The 19,168-nt window shown below is 62.3% G+C and carries 16 protein-coding genes; 7 read left to right on the forward strand and 9 right to left on the reverse strand.

Going from position 1 to position 19,168, the window contains the following annotated elements; all coding sequences use genetic code 11:
- Positions 1 to 10 precede the first annotated feature (10 nt).
- The 4 genes from BLJAPNOD_RS20070 (at position 11) to edd (ending at position 5,575) form a co-directional block, all read left to right on the forward strand.
- The gene (locus tag BLJAPNOD_RS20070; protein ID WP_115420922.1) at positions 11 to 1,297 is read left to right on the forward strand and encodes an FAD-binding oxidoreductase; all 1,287 of its coding nucleotides are present in this window, start codon (positions 11 to 13) and stop codon (positions 1,295 to 1,297) included.
- A 98-nt stretch (positions 1,298 to 1,395) separates the two neighbouring features.
- Complete coding sequence (zwf, locus tag BLJAPNOD_RS20075) at positions 1,396 to 2,871, forward strand: glucose-6-phosphate dehydrogenase (protein WP_115420923.1); 1,476 nt, start codon at positions 1,396 to 1,398, stop codon at positions 2,869 to 2,871.
- 7 nt (positions 2,872 to 2,878) lie between these two features.
- Positions 2,879 to 3,577, forward strand: a complete 699-nt coding sequence (gene pgl / locus BLJAPNOD_RS20080) for a 6-phosphogluconolactonase (protein ID WP_115421390.1) — start codon at positions 2,879 to 2,881, stop codon at positions 3,575 to 3,577.
- Positions 3,578 to 3,754: 177 nt separating this feature from the next.
- Entirely contained in the window at positions 3,755 to 5,575 is a 1,821-nt protein-coding gene (gene edd / locus BLJAPNOD_RS20085; RefSeq protein WP_115420924.1) for a phosphogluconate dehydratase, read from the forward strand.
- A gap of 96 nt (positions 5,576 to 5,671) precedes the next feature.
- Here edd and BLJAPNOD_RS20090 read toward each other — a convergent pair whose 3' ends face one another.
- The 7 genes from BLJAPNOD_RS20090 to BLJAPNOD_RS20120 all read right to left on the reverse strand — a co-directional run bounded on the left by BLJAPNOD_RS20090 (position 5,672) and on the right by BLJAPNOD_RS20120 (position 13,209).
- A complete protein-coding gene (locus tag BLJAPNOD_RS20090) occupies positions 5,672 to 6,037 on the reverse strand; it encodes a GFA family protein (RefSeq protein WP_115420925.1) in 366 nt (121 codons plus the stop codon).
- Positions 6,038 to 6,204: 167 nt separating this feature from the next.
- Positions 6,205 to 6,615: a hypothetical protein gene (locus BLJAPNOD_RS20095; RefSeq protein WP_077504300.1), complete on the reverse strand. Its 411-nt coding sequence runs from the start codon at positions 6,613 to 6,615 to the stop codon at positions 6,205 to 6,207.
- Positions 6,616 to 6,749: 134 nt separating this feature from the next.
- Positions 6,750 to 7,838 (reverse strand): sn-glycerol-3-phosphate ABC transporter ATP-binding protein UgpC, encoded by a 1,089-nt coding sequence (gene ugpC / locus BLJAPNOD_RS20100; protein WP_115420926.1) that lies wholly within the window; start codon positions 7,836 to 7,838, stop codon positions 6,750 to 6,752.
- A gap of 31 nt (positions 7,839 to 7,869) precedes the next feature.
- Positions 7,870 to 9,528 carry an alpha-glucosidase gene (locus tag BLJAPNOD_RS20105; protein ID WP_115420927.1) on the reverse strand — a complete coding sequence of 553 codons (1,659 nt, stop codon included), beginning with the start codon at positions 9,526 to 9,528 and terminating at the stop codon, positions 7,870 to 7,872.
- A 23-nt stretch (positions 9,529 to 9,551) separates the two neighbouring features.
- Entirely contained in the window at positions 9,552 to 10,700 is a 1,149-nt protein-coding gene (locus BLJAPNOD_RS20110; RefSeq protein ID WP_077504302.1) for a carbohydrate ABC transporter permease, read from the reverse strand.
- Between the two features lies 1 nt (position 10,701).
- Positions 10,702 to 11,712 carry a sugar ABC transporter permease gene (locus BLJAPNOD_RS20115; protein ID WP_115420928.1) on the reverse strand — a complete coding sequence of 337 codons (1,011 nt, stop codon included), beginning with the start codon at positions 11,710 to 11,712 and terminating at the stop codon, positions 10,702 to 10,704.
- Positions 11,713 to 11,850: 138 nt separating this feature from the next.
- Positions 11,851 to 13,209 carry an ABC transporter substrate-binding protein gene (locus tag BLJAPNOD_RS20120; protein ID WP_115420929.1) on the reverse strand — a complete coding sequence of 453 codons (1,359 nt, stop codon included), beginning with the start codon at positions 13,207 to 13,209 and terminating at the stop codon, positions 11,851 to 11,853.
- Between the two features lie 48 nt (positions 13,210 to 13,257).
- On the opposite strand from BLJAPNOD_RS20120, the gene BLJAPNOD_RS35200 reads away from it, so the two are divergent.
- Together BLJAPNOD_RS35200 and BLJAPNOD_RS20125 are read left to right on the forward strand one after the other, a co-directional pair.
- Positions 13,258 to 13,497: a hypothetical protein gene (locus BLJAPNOD_RS35200; RefSeq protein ID WP_147294562.1), complete on the forward strand. Its 240-nt coding sequence runs from the start codon at positions 13,258 to 13,260 to the stop codon at positions 13,495 to 13,497.
- Positions 13,498 to 13,499: 2 nt separating this feature from the next.
- The gene (locus BLJAPNOD_RS20125; protein ID WP_115420930.1) at positions 13,500 to 14,531 is read left to right on the forward strand and encodes a substrate-binding domain-containing protein; all 1,032 of its coding nucleotides are present in this window, start codon (positions 13,500 to 13,502) and stop codon (positions 14,529 to 14,531) included.
- A gap of 55 nt (positions 14,532 to 14,586) precedes the next feature.
- On the opposite strand, the gene folD is transcribed toward BLJAPNOD_RS20125, so the two are convergent.
- Positions 14,587 to 15,486: a bifunctional methylenetetrahydrofolate dehydrogenase/methenyltetrahydrofolate cyclohydrolase FolD gene (gene folD, locus BLJAPNOD_RS20130; RefSeq protein WP_115420931.1), complete on the reverse strand. Its 900-nt coding sequence runs from the start codon at positions 15,484 to 15,486 to the stop codon at positions 14,587 to 14,589.
- A 197-nt stretch (positions 15,487 to 15,683) separates the two neighbouring features.
- Positions 15,684 to 17,732: a GumC family protein gene (locus BLJAPNOD_RS20135; RefSeq protein ID WP_115420932.1), complete on the reverse strand. Its 2,049-nt coding sequence runs from the start codon at positions 17,730 to 17,732 to the stop codon at positions 15,684 to 15,686.
- A 170-nt stretch (positions 17,733 to 17,902) separates the two neighbouring features.
- Here BLJAPNOD_RS20135 and BLJAPNOD_RS20140 point away from each other — a divergent pair, with 170 nt between their 5' ends.
- A complete protein-coding gene (locus BLJAPNOD_RS20140; protein ID WP_115420933.1) occupies positions 17,903 to 19,168 on the forward strand; it encodes a lipopolysaccharide biosynthesis protein in 1,266 nt (421 codons plus the stop codon).

Below are 19,168 nucleotides of genomic sequence, written 5' to 3' on the forward strand. Positions count from 1 at the left end.
AGGCTATCCGATGCCCTGGCAAAGCCCGATCTCGCCCGGTTACTCCTGGTATGAGGCAACCGTTCCGGATCGACCGGAATTCCCGCAGATGCCGGGATCGCGCAAGGCGGATGTCGCCGTCATCGGCGGCGGCTACACCGGGCTTCAGGCAGCCTACAATCTTGCGCGCCAGGGCGTCGATGTCACCCTCATCGACGCCTGCCGCTTCGGCGACGGCGCGTCGGGACGCAATGGCGGCCAGTTCGGCACCGGCCAGCGCGCCTGGGCCGACGAAACCGAGGAAACGCTCGGCCACGAACGGGCGCAAGCGCTGTTCGACATGGCCGAAAATGCCAAGCGGCACGTGCTCGACTTCGCCGCCGAACATGCCATAGACATCGAGTTCATGCCGGGGCAGCTTTCCGTCGGCCATAAGAAGAGCCTGGAGAAAGACTATCGCGACCACGCCGAGGCGATGGCGACCCGCTTCGGCTATCCGCATCTCTCTTTCATGGAGCGGGAGGAGACGGCAAGCCGACTGGGATCGAGTCGCTATCACTTCGGCATCCGCGATGCCGGCACCGGCCATATCCATCCGCTGAAACTGCTTGTCGGGCTCGCCAGGCAGGCGGCCCTTGCCGGCGCCAACCTGTTCGAGCAGACAAAGGCCGAGAAGATCGAGCGCAAGGGGGCGGCGATTGTCATCACCACCGATCGCGGCACGATCACTGCCGACCGTGTGCTCGTCGCCTGCAACGCCTATATCGGCAATCTCGAGCCGGTGAGCGCCAGCCACGTGATGCCGATCCGTTCCTTCATCGGTGCGACCGAGGTCCTCTCCGCTCATCCCAATGTGCTGCCCGGCGGCGAATCGGTCGACGATTCGCGCTTCGTCGTGCGCTACTTCCGCAAGTCGAAAGACGGGCGGCTGCTGTTCGGCGGGCGCGAAGCCTACACCGCCGACAACCCGCGCGACATTTCCACCCATATCCGCCGGCAGATCAGCGAGATCTATCCGGAACTCGGAAATGTCGAGATCACCCATGGCTGGGGCGGCTCCGTCGGCATCACCATGCCGCGCACGCCCTTCTGTCGCGAAGTCATGCCGGGCGTCACGTCGATCGGCGGCTATTCCGGCCACGGGGTCATGCTTTCCAACTATTGCGGCAAGCTCTACGCTGACCTGGCACTTGGCAAAGAGACGGAACTCGACCTGCTGAAAGCCTTGAAAATACCGGCTTTTCCCGGCGGAGCACGCTTCCGTTCGCCGCTTCTGTTTCTGGCGCTGAGCTGGTACGCGCTGCGCGACAAGCTCTAGGATGAGCATTTGCGGGCATTTTATTGCGTCGCACCCTAGCGCCTTTAAATCGATTAGATTATATGTGTCCCTGACCTGAACAAGATCGAGATTATCCCATGAGCAGCCAGATCATTCCCGTCGAACCGTTTGATTATGTCGTGTTCGGCGGCACAGGCGATCTCGCCGAGCGCAAGCTGCTGCCAGCGCTCTATCACCGCCAGATGGAAGGCCAGATTACCGAGCCGACCCGCATCATCGGCGCCTCGCGCGCCGCCTTGACGCATGAGGAATATCGCAAGTTCGCCGCCGATGCGCTGAAGGAACACCTGAAGCCGGCCGAATACAACGAAGAGGAAGTGGCGAAATTCACCGCCCGCCTCTTCTACGTCTCCGTCGACGCCAAGTCCGATCAGGGCTGGGATACGCTGAAGAAGATCCTGGAAGAGGGCAAGGAGCGCATTCGCGCCTTCTACCTCGCCGTCGGACCGGCTATCTTCGGCGACATCTCGGAAAAGATCCGCGACCACAAGCTGATCACCAAGACCACCCGCATCGTCGTCGAAAAGCCGATCGGGCGCGACCTCGCGTCCGCGACCGAGCTCAACGACACCATCGGCAAGGTCTTTCGCGAAGAGCAGATCTTCCGCATCGACCACTACCTCGGCAAGGAGACGGTGCAGAACCTGATGGCGCTGCGTTTCGCCAATGCGCTCTATGAGCCGCTGTGGAACTCCGCCCATATCGACCACGTGCAGATCACCGTTTCGGAAGCCGTCGGCCTCGAAAATCGCGCCGGCTACTACGACAAGGCAGGCGCCTTGCGCGACATGGTGCAGAACCACATCCTGCAGCTCGTCTGCTTCGTTGCGATGGAAGCGCCGACGTCGATGGATGCGGAAGCCGTGCGCGACGAAAAGCTCAAGGTTCTGCGCGCCCTGAAGCCGGTCAACACGTCCAATGTCGAGCAGGTGACGGTGCGCGGCCAGTACCGTGCGGGGGCATCCGCCGGCGGCCCGGTCAAGGGCTACCTGGAAGAGCTTGAAGGCGGCGTCTCGAACACCGAAACCTTCGTCGCGATCAAGGCCGAGGTCAGCAATTGGCGCTGGGCCGGCGTGCCGTTTTACATCCGCACAGGCAAGCGGCTTGCCGGACGCATGTCCGAAATCGTCATTACCTTCAAGCAGATTCCGCATTCGATCTTCGACAACAGTGCCGGTCGGATTTCGGCGAACCAGCTCGTCATTCGCCTGCAGCCGAACGAAGGCGTCAAGCAGTCGCTGATGATCAAGGACCCGGGCCCGGGCGGCATGCGCCTTCGCAACGTCTCGCTCGACATGAGCTTTGCCGAGGCCTTCGACGTGCGCAACGCCGATGCCTATGAGCGGCTGCTGTTCGACGTCGTGCGCAACAACCAGACGCTGTTCGTGCGTCGCGACGAGGTCGAGGCCGCATGGAAATGGGTCGACCCGATCCTGAAGGCCTGGGAAGAGACCGGACAGCAGGTGCAGGGTTACACCGCCGGCACCTGGGGTCCGAGCCAGTCGATCGCGCTGATCGAGCGTGACGGCCGCACCTGGCACGATGCGATATAGGTTGGAAATGAGCACGACGCTTCACACATTCGACACTGGCGCTGCGCTGGCCGAAGGCCTGGCGGACGCCGTCGGCGCAACACTTGCGGCCGGCATTGCTGCCCGCGGAACGGCAAGCATTGCCGTTTCCGGCGGCTCCACGCCCAAGGCCTTCTTCCAGGCGCTCGCCAAAAAAGATATCGACTGGGACAAGGTGACGGTCACGCTGGTGGACGAACGCTTCGTTCCGCCGGAAAGTGATCGCTCCAACCATGCGCTGGTGAAAGCCAACCTGCTGCAGGGTCCCGCGGCTAAAGCGCATTTTCTTCCGCTTTACCACGCAGCCGCTTCGGCAGAAGATGCGGCCGTGCTGGCCAGCAACGAGACGGCAAAGATCGGCGCTCCCTTCGACGTCGTCGTGCTCGGCATGGGAACGGATGGCCATACCGCGTCGTTCTTCCCAGGCGGCACGCAGCTTTCAAGGGCGATCGACGCGACGACGCCACGCGGCGTGATGACCATGGAAGCAGAGGGCGCCGGCGAACCGCGGCTCACCTTTACCTTCTCCAGCCTTCAGGATGCGAGACTCCTGGTCCTGCACATCGAGGGCGAAGGCAAGAAGGTGGTGCTGGCCAAGGCGGAAGGCCCCGGCGACGAGGCCGAGATGCCGATCCGCACCATGCTGCGCCGTGCGGCCTCGCCGCTGCAGATATACTGGGCGCCATAACGGCCGGATTTCCGGCCGGTTCAGGACACTTTCAACCGGTGGCGCGCCACCGGAACGCGAAGGTGTTGAAAGAGCTCATACCGGGGCGTGGCCTGCACGTTCTCCCAGGCAGGCAACGCTCCGGATCGATGACAGGATGAAGATGAGGAGCGTGAGCGCTCCGGAACAGGATTTGCCATGTCCGCCGATTCCCGCATTGCCGCAATCACCGCCCGCATCGTCGAGCGCTCTAAGCCGCACCGAGAGCCCTATCTCGATCGCGTTCGCCGTGCCGCCTCGAGCGGGCCGCATCGCAGCGTTCTCGGCTGTGGCAACCTTGCGCACGGATTTGCCGTCTGTTCCCCCGCCGAGAAGGTGGCGCTCGCGGGCGACCGCGTCGCCAACCTCGGCATCATCACCTCCTATAACGACATGCTCTCGGCGCATCAGCCGTTCGAGACCTATCCGGCGCTGATCCGCCAAGCGGCACACGAGGCAGGCGGCGTTGCCCAGGTCGCCGGCGGTGTACCTGCCATGTGCGACGGCGTCACCCAGGGCCAGCCGGGCATGGAGCTGTCGCTGTTTTCGCGCGACCTGATCGCCATGGCTGCCGGGGTCGGCCTGTCGCACAATATGTTCGATTCCACCGTCTATCTCGGCGTCTGCGACAAGATCGTGCCGGGCCTTGTCATCGCCGCCCTGACCTTCGGCCATCTGCCAGCCGTGTTCGTGCCGGCCGGACCGATGACGACGGGCCTGCCGAACGACGAGAAGGCGCGCGTGCGCCAGCTCTTTGCCGAAGGCAAGGTCGGCCGCGAGGAGCTGCTCGAAGCGGAGTCCAAATCCTATCACGGCCCGGGCACCTGCACCTTCTACGGCACGGCCAATTCCAACCAGATGCTGATGGAGATCATGGGCTTCCACCTGCCCGGCGCCTCCTTCATCAATCCCGGCACGCCGCTGCGCGACGCGCTGACGAAGGAAGCGACGAAGCGGGCGCTGGCGATCACCGCCATGGGCAACGAGTTCACGCCGGCAGGCGAAATGATCGACGAACGCTCGATCGTCAACGGTGTCGTCGGCCTACATGCCACCGGCGGCTCGACCAACCACACCATGCATATCGTCGCCATGGCGCGCGCCGCCGGCATCCTTCTGACCTGGCAGGACATTTCCGAGCTTTCCGATATCGTGCCGCTGCTTGCCCGCGTCTATCCGAACGGCCTTGCCGACGTGAACCACTTCCATGCCGCTGGCGGCATGGGCTTCCTGATCAGCCAGTTGCTTCGCGGCGGCCTGTTGCATGACGATGTGCGCACCGTCGTCGGCCAGGGTCTCGATGCCTACAAGATCGACGTCCGGCTCGGGGCTGATGGCGGTGTCGAGCGCGTGCCGACGCCGGCCGAAAGCGCCGATCCCAAGGTGCTCTCCACCATTGACAAGCCGTTCCAGCACTCGGGTGGCCTCAAGATGCTGACCGGCAATCTCGGCAAGGCGGTGATCAAGATCTCAGCCGTCAAGCCGGACCGCCACGTCATAGAGGCACCGGCAAAAATCTTCCATGATCAGGGCGAGCTGAACGCAGCCTTCAAGGCCGGTAAGCTCGAAGGCGATTTCGTCGCCGTCGTACGCTTCCAGGGGCCGAAGGCGAACGGCATGCCCGAACTGCACAAGCTGACGACCGTGCTCGGCATCCTGCAGGATCGCGGCCAGCGCGTGGCGATCCTCACTGACGGTCGCATGTCGGGCGCATCGGGCAAGGTTCCCGCCGCCATTCACGTGACGCCGGAAGCCAAGGACGGCGGACCGATCGCCCGTATCCAGGAAGGCGACATCGTGCGCATCGATGCCATCACCGGCACAATCGAAGTTCTGGTCGAGGATATCGCGCTGAAGACGCGCATCCCCGCCCATGCCGATCTCTCGGACAACGAGTTCGGAATGGGGCGCGAACTGTTCGCGCCGTTCCGCGCCATTGCCGGCTCGGCCGACCACGGCGCAAGCGTGCTGTTCAACTGAACGGAGCCTCGGCGTCACGCCGGGGTCTGTCTTGCCTCACGCGAGTGCTGCCGGGGATGAGCACCGGCAGCCGCATCGACGCTTCGAAAATGACGTCTATTTCAACGGCCCTGGAGGCATGTCGTTTCGGCCGTCATAGCGCTTAACTTCGAGCGTGAAGACGTCGATGTCCTCGATGCAGCGCGCATTGAGCGACACGCGACCGTCCGGGTAGCCGCTGCGCATGATGGCGACGCTGCAGGTCGGGCAAAAGTGATGGCCCTCGGTCAAGCCGCGCCAGACATAGGTCGACAGGCGCCGCTTCTCGGTGATCAGCCGAATCTTGCTGCTATCGACCTTCCAATGCAGAAAGCCGGTGCGCCGGCATGTCGAGCAGTTGCACTCGATCAGGCCTGAGAGTTCCTCATCAACCTCGATGCAGATGTCGCCGCAATGGCAGGAAAGGCGGTAAGGTCGTTTCATCGATCGGTTGCCTTACGTCCGGTGTGCAGGCGACAACAATCAAACGCCCACGCACCAAGTCAAGCATAGGCTGCAGCGACTTCGAAAGACGATCAATTCGCCACACAAGCGCGTGCCCATCTGCCCGTTTCAGTCGGACGGAAGCAGCCGCGAGACCGCCTGCGCGTTCAGCGATAGATGTCGAGCGTACGGTTCCGGTGGTTCGGATGGGTGCTGTAGACGAAGATGCGATTGAGATCGCGGTCAGTCAGAAGCCGCAGGAAGCGCGCTTCGACGATATTGTTGGCGTGCACGCGCTTGAGCAGGCAACCTACCATCTGGATGCGGGCACTCGGAATATCGAGGTAGAAATTCTGCGGCAGCTGGTATTTGGTCAGGATACCGAGAACCGCGCCGCTCTTCGACAGCTTGATGATTTCGCAGCGGCGGGAGCTCAGCTGCGTCATGCCTTTTTCGGTATATTCGATGCGCGCCTCGTTCCGCGTATCCTCCATCGGGAACGTGGTTTCGCGATCGTACATGAAAGATTCTTCCTTGTTCAGGAAGTGGTTCTGCATCACCGGTGCCGCGGTCGTCATTCTACAGGCCTCTTAGTATCCCCTGCCCGTCAGGCTAGAGGAAGAAATTTAACAGAGGGTAGATTGAGGACCCCGACATAGAAAAACCCGTCCGAAAATCGGACGGGTCGATCAGCACGCAGTGGCGGCTTTGCTCAGGCGCGGTAGCTCTTGCCGGCGGCGTCGAAGAGATGCAGCTTGTTCTTGTCGGCCGTGAACCGGACTTTTTCACCGCGATGCACGGGCAGGATGCCCGGGATCTTGGCGATGATCGGCTCCTTTTCCACGAGTCCTTCGATGTAGAGCAGCGTCACTTCGCCGAGCGCCTCGACGATGGCGACCGTGCCTTCGAAAAGGAAATCCTCGCCGCTCGCCGTCTGCAAATCTTCGGGACGAACGCCGAAGCTCGCGGTCTTGCCGTTTTCGGAAGCATTGGTGGCGATATCGAGCGTCACCGACTTGCCGCCGGCAAGCTTGACCGTCGTCTGCGGACCGGTCGCCGTGATCGTTGCCGGAATGACGTTCATCGCCGGCGAGCCGATGAAGCGGGCGACGAACAGGTTCGCCGGGCGCTCGTAAAGCTCGAGCGGCGGACCGACCTGCTCGATATGCCCCGCCGACAGCACGACGATCCGATCGGCGAGCGTCATCGCCTCGACCTGGTCGTGGGTGACGTAGATCATCGTCGTGTCGGCCATCTGCTCGTTGAGCCTGGCGATTTCGATGCGGGTGGCGACGCGAAGTGCCGCGTCGAGGTTGGACAACGGCTCGTCGAACAGGAACACCTTGGGATCGCGGCAGATCGCCCGGCCGATCGCCACGCGCTGGCGCTGGCCGCCCGAAAGCGCCTTCGGCAGGCGATCGAGATATTTGGTGAGCTGCAAGATATCGGCGGCGGCACGCACGCGCCGGTCGATCTCCTCTTTGCTCTCCTTGGCGATGCGCATGCCGAAGGCCATGTTGTCGTAGACGGTCATATGCGGATAGAGCGCATAGGACTGGAACACCATGGCGATACCGCGCTTCGACGGCGGCACATCATTGACGCGCTCGCCGTCGATGAACATGTCGCCACCCGTGATTTCCTCCAGACCCGCGATCATGCGCAGCAATGTCGACTTGCCGCAGCCGGACGGGCCCACAAACACGACGAACTCGCCCTGCTTGATGTCGAGATTGATGCCGTGAATGACATCGACCGCGCCATAGGACTTGCGGATATCTTTAAGCGTCAGACCTGTCATCGCACCCTCCCCTTCGTCTCTTATGTCTGTCTCAAACCAGGCGCGCGAAGAATGCGCTCCAGGCCGGAAGATTGACCTTGTCGTCCTTGATCTCGGCCGTAAAGCCGTGACCGTCGAGCGCTTCTAACGGCTCGCTCGGCAAATCGCCCGAAGCAGCCGTACCGCCCATGTTGAAAGCGCAGAAAAGCTTCTCGTTGCCGTGGCTGCGCACGAAGGAGAGCACCGGCCCATCGGTGCCGCGAAACTCGATCTCGCCCTTGGCAAAGGCCGGATGCGCTTTGCGGAACTGCAGGAAGCGGCGATAGTGCTCCATGACGGAGGCTTCGTCACCCTTCTGCGTGGAGACTGCCCGCTTCAGATGCTCGGCCGGCACCGGCAGCCAGGGCTTGGCATCGCCGAAACCGCCGTTGACCGCAGCGCTGTCCCAGACCATCGGCGTCCGGCAGCCGTCGCGGCCCTTGAAATCGGGCCAGAACTGAATGCCGTAGGGATCCTTCAGGTCTTCATAGGCGAGCTCGGCTTCGCCCAGCGCCAGTTCCTCACCCTGATAGATGCAGACGGAGCCGCGCAGCGACATCAGCAGGCTGGCGAGCAGCTTGGCATGCGCGTCGCGATCGGCAACGCCGCCGCCCCAACGGCTGACATGGCGCACGACGTCGTGGTTGGAAAACGCCCAGCAGGCCCAGCCCTCGGGGGCCGCCTTGTGAAAATCACGCAGGACTTCGGCAACACGCTGCGGCGTCGGCGCTTCGGGCGCGAGGAATTCGAAGGCGTAGCACATGTGCATCTTGTCGCCGCCGGAGGTGTATTCGCCGGCGATCTCGAGTCCGCGCTGGCTGTCGCCAACTTCGCCGACAGCGGCGATCGCCGGAAACTCGTCCATGACCGCACGGAAGCGCTTGAGGAACGCCAGGTTCTCCGGCTGGTTCTTGTCGTAGAGATGTTCCTGATAGTTATACGGGTTGACCGCCGGCGCAGTCTGGGCGTTGCGCCGCTCCGGCGCCAAGGCCGGATTGTCGCGCAGCTGCTTGTCGTGGAAATAGAAGTTGATGGTGTCGAGGCGGAAACCATCGACGCCGCGCTCCAGCCAGAAGCGTTCGACGCCCAGGAGCGCTTCCTGCACATCGGGATTGTGCAGGTTCAGGTCCGGCTGCGAGGTCAGGAAGTTGTGCAGATAATATTGCAGCCGCGTGGGATCCCAGGCCCAGGCCGAGCCGCCGAAGATCGACAGCCAGTTGTTCGGCGGCGTTCCATCGGGCTTGGAGTCCGCCCAGACGTACCAATCCGCCTTGGCGTTCGTCCGGCTGGCGCGGCTTTCGACGAACCAGGGATGCTGGTCCGAGGTATGCGACAATACGAGGTCGATCATCACCCGGATGCCGAGCCGATGCGCCTCGGCGATCAGCGCATCAAAATCGGCGAGATTGCCGAAGATGCCGTCGACGTCGGTGTAGTTCGAGACGTCGTAGCCGAAATCCTTCATCGGCGAGGTGAAGAAGGGCGAGATCCAGATGGCGTCGGCGCCGAGCGAGGCGACATGCGGCAGGCGGGCGGTGATGCCCTTGAGGTCGCCGATGCCGTCACCGTTGGAATCCTGGTAGGAGCGCGGATAGATCTGATAGATCACCGCGCCGCGCCACCAGTCCTTGTCGACCTGCAAAGTGGATTGGCTCATTTCAGTCATGCTCATTGCGTTCAGAAGTCCCTGTGAGGTCAGCCGCCCTTGACCGATCCCGCCAGCAGGCCGCGCACGAGATAGCGCTGCAGGCTGAAGAAGACGATCAGGGGGACGATGATGGTGATGAAGGCCGACGCGGTGAGGATTTCCCAGTTGCCGCCGCGAGAACCCAAGAGATTGACCAGCCGGCCGGTCAGGACCAGTTCGTCCTGGCCCGCACCGAGGAAGACGATGGCCACCAGCAGATCGTTCCAGGTCCACAGGAACTGGAAGATCGCGAACGACGCCAGCGCCGGAAACGACAGCGGCAGGATGATCTTGACGAAGATATCGAAGTCGCTGGCGCCGTCGACGCGCGCGGATTCCATGATTTCGCGCGGCAGGCCGGCCATGTAGTTGCGCAGGAGATAGATCGCCAGCGGCAAGCCGAAACCGGTATGGGCGAGCCAGATGCCGACATAGGTCTTGGCCGGCACGCCGAAGAAGGCACCGACGCCGTTATAGAGTTTCAGAAGCGGAATCAGCGACATCTGCAGCGGCACGACGAGAAGGCCGACGACGACTGCGATCAGGATCGCGCGGCCCGGAAACGGCATCCAGGCGAGCGCATAGGCAGCGAAGGCCGCAATCAGGATCGGGATGATCGTCGAGGGAATGGCGACCGTCAGCGAATTGATGAAGGAGGCGCCGATGCCTTCGGCGCTCAAAACCTCGACGTAGTTGTCGAAGGTGAAGCGCGGCGGAACGGCGGCGGTAAAGAAGATGCGCTGGCCGCGCGAGCCTTCCATCTTGGTATCGGAGACGATCTCGAAGCTGCCATCGGCCTGCACCGTCAGCTTCTCGCCGTCGTTGAGTTCGGCGGTTTCGCCAGGCTTGAAGGCGGTCGGCTTTTGGCTGGAAAAGCCGAAGGCGGAAACCTCACCGGCAGCGGTGCCTTCAAGCACGTCGCCCGAGATCACGAACTTGCCGTCGCGTTCGACCTGGGTATCTGCGCCCGGCGCGCGGGCGACGATGTTCTGGGTCGAAGTCGACAGTGCCGTCCACCAGCCGGAGACTGCCAGCTGATCCTTGTCGCGCAGAGACGAGATCAACAGGCCGGCTGTCGGCAGCGTCCAGAGAGCGACCAGGAGAAGGACCGAGAGGTGTACGGCCCAGGTGAGAGGGGAGCGCGTCGCCGGGTTCATCTCAGTGCCCCTTCATTTCTTTGGCCGCATTGCGGATGTTCCAGACCATGATCGGGATGACCAGCACCATGATGACGACGGCGATCGCAGCACCGCGACCGAAGTCGCCGCCACCGCGGAACATCCAGTCGAACATCAGGTTGGCGAGCACCTGGCTCTGCCATTGGCCATTGGTCATCGCCAGAACGATGTCGAAGACCTTGAGGACCAGGATGGTAATCGTCGTCCAGACCACGGCGATCGTGCCCCAGATCTGCGGCACCATGATCTTGAAGAAGATCTGCCAGCCGTTGGCGCCATCGATCACGGCGGCCTCGACCGTCTCCTCCGGGATACCGCGCAGTGCGGCCGACAGGATGACCATGGCAAAGCCGGTCTGGATCCAGACGAGAATGGCCATCAGGAAGAAGTTGTTCCAGAAGGGCAGCGTGATCCAGGCCTGCGGATCACCGCCGAAGGCGACGACGATGGCGTTCAGAAGGCCGATCTGCTCGGTGCCCTCGGCGCGATAGTCATAGATGAACTTCCAGATGACGGCGGCGCCGACGAAAGAGATCGCCATCGGCATGAAGATCAGGGTCTTGGCGATGTTGCCCCACCAGATGCGGTCGGTCAGGGCGGCGATGACAAGCCCGAAGAAGGTCGCGAGCGCCGGCACCACCAAGAGCCAGAGGAAATTGTTGAAGATCGACTGGCGAAATTCGCCGTCGTTCAGCATCCAGACGTAGTTGCTGGCACCGACGAAGTTTTCGCCGGCGCGATCATGCACGCTGAACCAGACCGACATGATCACCGGGTAGATGAGGTAGATCGTCAAAGCGAACAGTGCCGGGGCGAGAAACAGCCATGGCCGGATAGCATTGGTGATGCGCAGGTTGCGCGACGCCTCGACGCCGGACCGCCCCTTCGACGGGAAGATCAGATCGAGGAGGAAGCTGGTTCCCCAGAAATAGGCCGCACAGCCGAGAACCCCGGCCACCATCGTTCCTACGGCAAAGACGAGCTGTTGCATGACATGTCCCTCCCCCAAGTGCACATTTCGCGCAGGGCATGGCGATTGTCGCCGTTCTCGTTGGGGTCTCGTCGCACTGAACGTTCAACGGACCCAGTGGACTGGGCGGGCGGCGCAATCGCCGCCCGCCGTCCGGTTTTACTTGATTGCGTCCCAGGCCTTCTGAACGCTGTCGGCAACGTCGGTGGCCGACTTGCCGCCGACGAAATCGACCATGCCGGTCCAGAAAGCGCCCGCGCCGATCTTGCCGGGCATCAGGTCGGAGCCATCGAAGCGGAACGTCGTCGCGTTCAGCAGGATCTCGCCCTGCTTCTTCAGCGGCGGGTTGCCGTAGGCATCGACGTTGACGCTCTTGTAAGGTGTCAGGAAGCTCGTCTGCGCCATCCAGACTTCATGCGCGATCGGCGTCTTCAGGAATTCGATGAAGGCGCGCGCCGCTGGCGTGTCCTTGGTGATCATCGCCAGCGTGCCGGCACCCAGAACCGGATTGCCGAGGTCCTTCTTGCTCTCGTAGGGCGGCATGTAGAAGAAGTCGGCATCCTCGCCGATCACCGTACCTTCAGGGAAGAACGACGGAATGAACGAGGCCTGGTGATGCAGATAGCACTTCGGCGGCGATGCGAAGAGACCCTTCGGGCTGTCGCGGAAGTCGGTCGATGCAACTGCAGCCGCGCCACCATCGACGAACTTGTCGTTCTTGGCGAACCAGCCGAACTCGTCGATCGCACCAACGACGGCCGGATCGTTGAACGGGATCTCGTTCTTGACCCACTTGTCATAGACGTCGGCGGGCTGCGTGCGCAGCATCATGTCTTCCACCCAGTCGGTGGCGGGCCAGCCGGTCGCGCCGCCCGAGCCGAGGCCGATGCACCAGGGCTTCTGGCCGTCAGCGGCGATCTTCTCGGTCAGCGCCTTCAGCTCTTCCATGGTTTTCGGCACTTCGTAGCCGGCGTCCTCGAAATTCTCCGGCGAGTACCAGACCAGCGACTTCACGTCGATCTTGTAGGGGAAGGCATAAAGGGCGGCGTTGCCGTCCTTGCCCTTGTAGGTCGAAAGGTCGACCCAGGACTGGCCGGCCGCATAATTGTCGAGCAGCCACTTCTGGGTGTCATCGCCGAGCGGCGTCAGGTAGCCCTTGGACGCGAGGTCGCCGATCAGGCCCGGCTGCGGCAGGATGGAAACATCGGACGGGCTGCCGGCCTGGGTGTCGATGACGATCTGCTGCTCGTAGTTTTCAGAGGACGAATACTTGATTTCGACGCCGGTCGCCTCGACGAAATAGGCATAGACGCTCTTGAAGAGCGCCTCGTCCTCGCCGCGCCAGGGGCCGAAGATCGTCAGCGTCTGACCCTTGAGGTCATGACCCTTCTTGAATTCCTCGAAGCTTGCCCAGTTGAATTTGGAATCTTCGCCAGGCTTGAACTTCAGATCCGCAGCGCCGGCAGCGCCAGCAAACAGCGCCAGCGCGGCCACGCTCAACAGAAATGATCTCTTCACGTTGTTCTCCTCCCAAGATGAACCCGGATCCCGCCGGGCAGATCATCAATGCGCAAAATTCAAAGCGCTTTGAGTTTGCTAACAAACCATTGCGACGCTCCAGGAGTCAAGCGCTTTCGATTCACCGTCTCTCATCCGACATTATTTTGCTTTGCGGCAACTTTTTGCAGCGCGAAGCCGGCTAATTCTGCTTTGTATGATGAAAAACGAGTGCTACAGAAATTGAGGGCGCTGGATGAAACCACAAAAATCAAAGGGATATCCAAAGCGCTTTGGGAGGAAAATTGACCATGGGGGTCAATCTCAAGCAGCTCGCGGAACTGCTCGGCCTGTCGCAGACGACAGTCAGCCGGGCGTTGAACGGCTATCCGGAAGTCAATGCGGAAACCCGCCAGCGCGTGCTGCAGGCCGTGCGCGAAACGGGCTATCGGCCGAACCGGGCGGCCCAGCGGCTTGCCACCGGCAAGGCCTATTCGATCGGCATGGTCATGCCGATCGCCGCCGGCATCGATTCCGACGTGCATTTCGGCGAGTTCCTGGCCGGGCTTGGCGAGGAAGCCGTCAAGCACGACTTCCATTTCGTGCTCAATCCCAGCGCGCCGGAGGATGAAGAGGCGACTTTCCAGAGGCTGGCGGCCAGCGGCAATGTCGATGCGCTGTTCCTTGCCTATATGCGCGCCAACGATCCGCGCATCGCCATGCTGAAATCGCTGCCTATTCCCTTTGTCGTGCATGGACGTTCGATCGGCGAGACACGGGACTATCCCTTCCTCGACATCGACAACACCGGCGCCTTTTACGATGCGACGCGGCTGTTGATCCAGCTTGGCCACCAGCGGATCGCGCTGATCAATGGCCCGGACTATCTGAGCTTTTCCATTCGCCGCCGGAAAGGCATGGCCCGGGCGCTTGCCGAGCATGGCCTTACCCTCGACGAGGCGCTCGTGCACCACTCGCTGATGACCGACGAGCACGGCTATCGCAGCATGCAGCGCTTCCTGCAGCAGCCAGACGCGCCGACCGCGGTCTTATGCTCGAGCACGGTGCTGGCGCTCGGGGCTGTCAGGGCCATCAACCAGGCGGGGCTGATGATAGGTCGCGACATCTCGCTGATTGCGCATGACGATGTGCTGCCGATGCTGAAGCCGGAAAACTTCAGCGTGCCGCTAACGACGACGCGGTCGTCGCTGCGAGCGGCGGGCGGACGCATCGCGACCCGGCTGATTGCCGGCATCCTCAAGAGCGGCGATCACCCCGACCAGGAACTCTGGCGGGCCGAATTGATCGTTCGCGCTTCGACCGGCCCCGCTCCGCAAAAATGAAAACGCGCCGCGAAGGGCCGCGCGTCAGATATCGACAAAAACCGAGTTGCGCCGATCAGAAGCGCGGCGGCTTGCGCCCAGCCTTGCGATAGGCGGCAATCACAGTGTTTGCCATCAGCATGGCGATGGTCATCGGACCAACACCACCCGGCACCGGCGTGATCACGCCCGCGACCTTCTCCACCTCGGAAAAAGCGACGTCGCCGACGAGCTTGGATTTGCCCTCGCCCTTTTCCGGCGCCGGCACACGATTGATGCCGACGTCGATGACGGTTGCGCCGGGCTTGACCCAATCCGCCTTGACCATCTCCGGGCGACCGACGGCCGCGACCAGGATATCGGCATTGCAGCAGACGGCCGGCAGATCCTTCGTGCGCGAATGCGCCGTCGTCACAGTCGCGTTGGCGGCAAGCAGCAAAGCCGCCATCGGCTTGCCGAAAAGGTTCGAGCGGCCGATGACAACGGCGTTCATGCCCGACAGGTCCTCGCCATGGGTCTGGCGCACGAACACCATCGCGCCGGCGGGCGTACAGGAAACCAGACCGCCTTCGAGATCGCCGGTCGCCAGCTTGCCGGCGTTGACCACATGCAGACCGTCCACGTCCTTTTCCGGCAGAATCGACTGAATGATCGGTTCGGAGTTGAGATGCTTCGGCAGCGGCAGCTGGACGAGAATGCCGTGAATGCTGGCGTCCCCGTTGAGCTTGGAGACCAATGCCGACAAGTCTTCCTGGGTCGTCTCCTCGGCCAAGGTGTGCTGGACCGACTGGAAGCCGCATTCCTTGGCCATCTTGCTCTTGGAAGAGACGTAGGCATGGCTTGCCGGATCGTTGCCGACGATGACCACCGCGAGACCGGGACGCACGCCCGCATCCGCTTCAAGCGCTTGTGTCGCGGATTTTACGGCCTCGATAACCGAAGCGGCGACCTGCTTGCCATCAATCACAGTCGTCACGGCATTCCTCCTGGCTTCCTGTTCGCGGCACACTCTAATTCGCCTCGGGAAAGGCGATTGCCTCAAAGCGCCCTATGCTGTCCCAAACGCATAAATGCAAGGGGCAGGTATCGCCAGACGCACGTTTACAGTGCAGGCAGCGTCATTTCCTCTCATCACTGAAGGGCCGCCTTAGTGACACCCGCAAATCCTGAGGTTCAGCGACGCGCGACTTTCTGGCGGGAGTAGCTCTCGACGCGGGACCTGAGCGCACGAAGATCGTCCTGTACCTGGGCGATGCCGACATCCTCGTCAGGTTCGAAACCGCGAGGCGAGTGCTTGGCGGGGGAATCCTGCTTCACCAGTTCGCGTGAGGCGAGATAGGCGGCGGTCAGCGACTGGGCATGGTGCGCCGCCGGCGAGAACGGCGGCGGCAGGTCCATCTCGCGCACTTGCTCCTCCCTCTGGCTGCGTGTGCCGGGCAAGGGATCCGGGTCCGTGCCGGGCTCCGACGGATCCGGGTCGACGGTGTCCGGCGGCACACCTCTGGGCGCGACAAACAGACCATTCAGGCTGCGATAGATCCCGAGCAGGATACCGAGGCCGGCACCGGCGAAAAGTCCCGCTAGCGTTGCACCAATGACGATGATCTTGCGAGACGGCCCTTTGGGCTGCAACGCCGGCTCCGCCCGGGAAATAACGCGGATGTTCTTTGCCGTCAGCTTCTCCTCCTCGCGCGTTTCGGCGGCGCGCTTCAGGAAGGATTCGTAGATCTCGCGGGTCGCGGCGGCATTTCGCTCCAATTCACGCAACTCGACCATTTCGCCGGACGAATTGATCTGCCGGGCCTTCTGCGCCGCGAACTGGCGCACGAGATCCTGTTCCGCCCGCTGGGCACGATCGAGTTCCGTCTGAGCGCCGGCGGCGATGCGCCGCAGCTCGTTGGCAATTTCGGCGCGCGAAGAGTCGAGCGATTGCACCGCGGCAATGCGTTGCGGATGACGGGGGCCAAGGCTTGCATCAAGCGAGCTCAGCTGCGCTCTGGTCGCCGCATATTGCTTGCGCAGCTCGGCGAGAGCCATCGAACCGACCTCCTCGGGAAAGGCGCCGGTCAAGACATCATCGATCCGGACCTTTCCGGACACTTCGGCCTTCGCCTTTGCCTCGGCAATCCGGTTGCGCGCAGAAGCGACCTGATCGCTGAGGCTGAGCAATTGCTTGTCGGCGATCAACTCGCCGCCCGCGCCGACGATGTCGTTGCGCGCCTTGTATTCTTCGATCGCCTTCTCCGCGGTATCGAGCTCGGCCTTGAGTTCGACGATGCGCTGATCGAGAGCCGCCGTGGTCTTCTGGAAAAAGCCCGATTGCGCCGCCGTTTCCTCACCGAGGAATGTTTCGACCAGTCGATTGACGATGAGTGCAGACCTCTCCGGGCTTCTGCTTTGCGCCTCGACGATAACGATGAAGGTCTTGGGGTCGCGCCACACGCGGATCGCATCACTCAATTTCTGGAGCGTGCGCGGCGAGACTTCGCCTTCCGCTGCACCGGTTCCCGAGAACTCGGCATCGTTCTCCAGATCGAGATCGCGCGCAACTTTCTCCATCACCGTGCGGGAGCGCAGGACCTCAAGCTGGCTGTCGACAAGCGCGAGAATGCCCTCTGTCGCCAGCGACTGCTTGGAAAGATCGGAATCCGTCAACCGCACCTCGCGCGGATCGATATAGAGCCGGCTCTCCGAAAGGTAGATGCTGGGGGTCGACAAGGTGATCGCGACGCCGACGATGGCGCCCAGTATGGTCGTTGCAGCAATGACGAAACGAACCTGCCAGACGGAGCGAAGAACGGCCTTGATGTCGACGAGCGGCCTATCGCCAGGCGGCGACGGCGCGTCCCCACCCGCATTGCCGGACGCGTCATCCGTATCGCGACCGGCCAGCCACCGCGCAATCTTTCCGCCTGTGCCGCCAAGGCCGCGCTTGCGCTGTCCCCGGTTCGCTGCACCGGTCAAGGTCGACGGTGTCTTGGATTCCAATGCCTTGGGCTGCGATGTCTTGGGCTGCGGTATTGGACGAACTGCATGCCTCGCCTCGGCATGGGCGGCCGCGTCATCGACCTCGACGAAGCGATCGAGCAGCGACGAGCCGGAGGATCCGCGGCCCTTGGCGCCGGGATTTTGCACGCGCGCCGAAACCCGCGGGCTCCCTGCTGCGATATCGAGCAACGATGCACGCGGAACCGGGCGTTTTTCGTCGTCGACGTTGAACATGACTTATCCCGCGGCTGCCGAGATGGCGAATTCCGAATAGTGAATTCAACCTAAGGAAACAGGGAAAACAAATGGTTAATTTTTGAGAAGGGCCAACCGCAGAAACGGCTGATCTCACGCCTTATTAAGCTTTCCCGCCTATGACGGATGAGACTACTGGAAGTTCGATCGTGCTCCACCGCATCAAAGCGCTTTATATTCGCCACGGGGCGCTTATTCACGCCTATCTCTCGATGACGGGAGGCTCGGCGGGGCGGCTTTTGCTGTCGCTCGCCTATTTTATCGCCGTCGCAAATACGCTTTCCATTTCCGACTTCGGGCTATTTGCCACGGCGTCGGCCGCCGGCATCATGATCTCACGGGCTCTCGCCTTCGGCTTCATGTCCCCACTCTACCGGGTGGCGACGGTCAAGCCGCTGCTGGTCGGCACCTACAGCGCCGGTTTTCTCGTTGGCGCACTGCTTTCCCTGCCGATGATCGCCCTGATCTGCGCCGGCACTTTCCTTGCGCTTTTCTCACGCGACATGTCGGCCGCCACCTTTGCGGCCTTCATGGCCGCGGAGATCGTCTGTTGGCGCGGACTCGAGACGGCGGTCATCGTTCTCAACGGCCTCGGTCGGTTCGGCCGCGGTGCCCTGCTTGTCGTCATCGCGACGGCAATCCGCACGGCGGCAGCGCTGCTGTTTGCGCTGCTGCAATTCAAGTCGCTTGGCGCCTGGTCACACTTCTATCTCGCGGCCAACGCCATCAGCCTCGTCGTTGCGATCATGGTGTTTTACCCGAGGGTGCGTCTTCGCTGGCAACCCCGGCTCTATTTCCGTCGATGGGCCGATTCGGTCTCGGTCGCCGGCGCCGAAATCCTCTTCTACATCCAGTCGGAGTTCGACAAGATCGCCGTGCTGGCGATCGGCGGTCCGGCAGTCTCCGGTATCTACGCGATCCTGATGCGGCTTGCCGATCTGACCGCCCTGCCGGTGCGCTCGTTCAATACGCTGCTCGTGCAGCGGATCATGCGCTCGCCCGATGCGATCGCCCGCTGGCCCGTTCGCCTGTCGATCGAATTTGCAGTTGCCGTCGCCTCCTTTGTCGGCATCGCAGCAATGGCGGGCTATCTCCACGTCTTCCCGAACGGCCTTGGACGTAATGTCTCGGCCGCAGCACCGATCGTGGCAATGATCCTGCTGGTGCCGTCGTTCCGCAATCTGATCGAGTATCACTCGGAACTGCTTTATGCGACCGGACGCACCGTGCGGCGCATGGCGAACCTGCTCGTCGCAGGCGTGGTGAAAGTGGGGTTGCTCGCGCTGCTGTTGAGGACAACCACCGACGTCGCAGCGTGGGCACCATCGCTCAACCTGATCTTCCTGGCTTTGTATCTTTTGTCCTTCGGCCTGACATACACGGCCCTGAGCAAGCCGGCCAGCCGGGTCATCTGA

The sequence above is a fragment of the Ensifer sp. M14 genome, assembly GCF_003355565.1.
Classification (GTDB): Bacteria; Pseudomonadota; Alphaproteobacteria; order Rhizobiales; family Rhizobiaceae; genus Ensifer.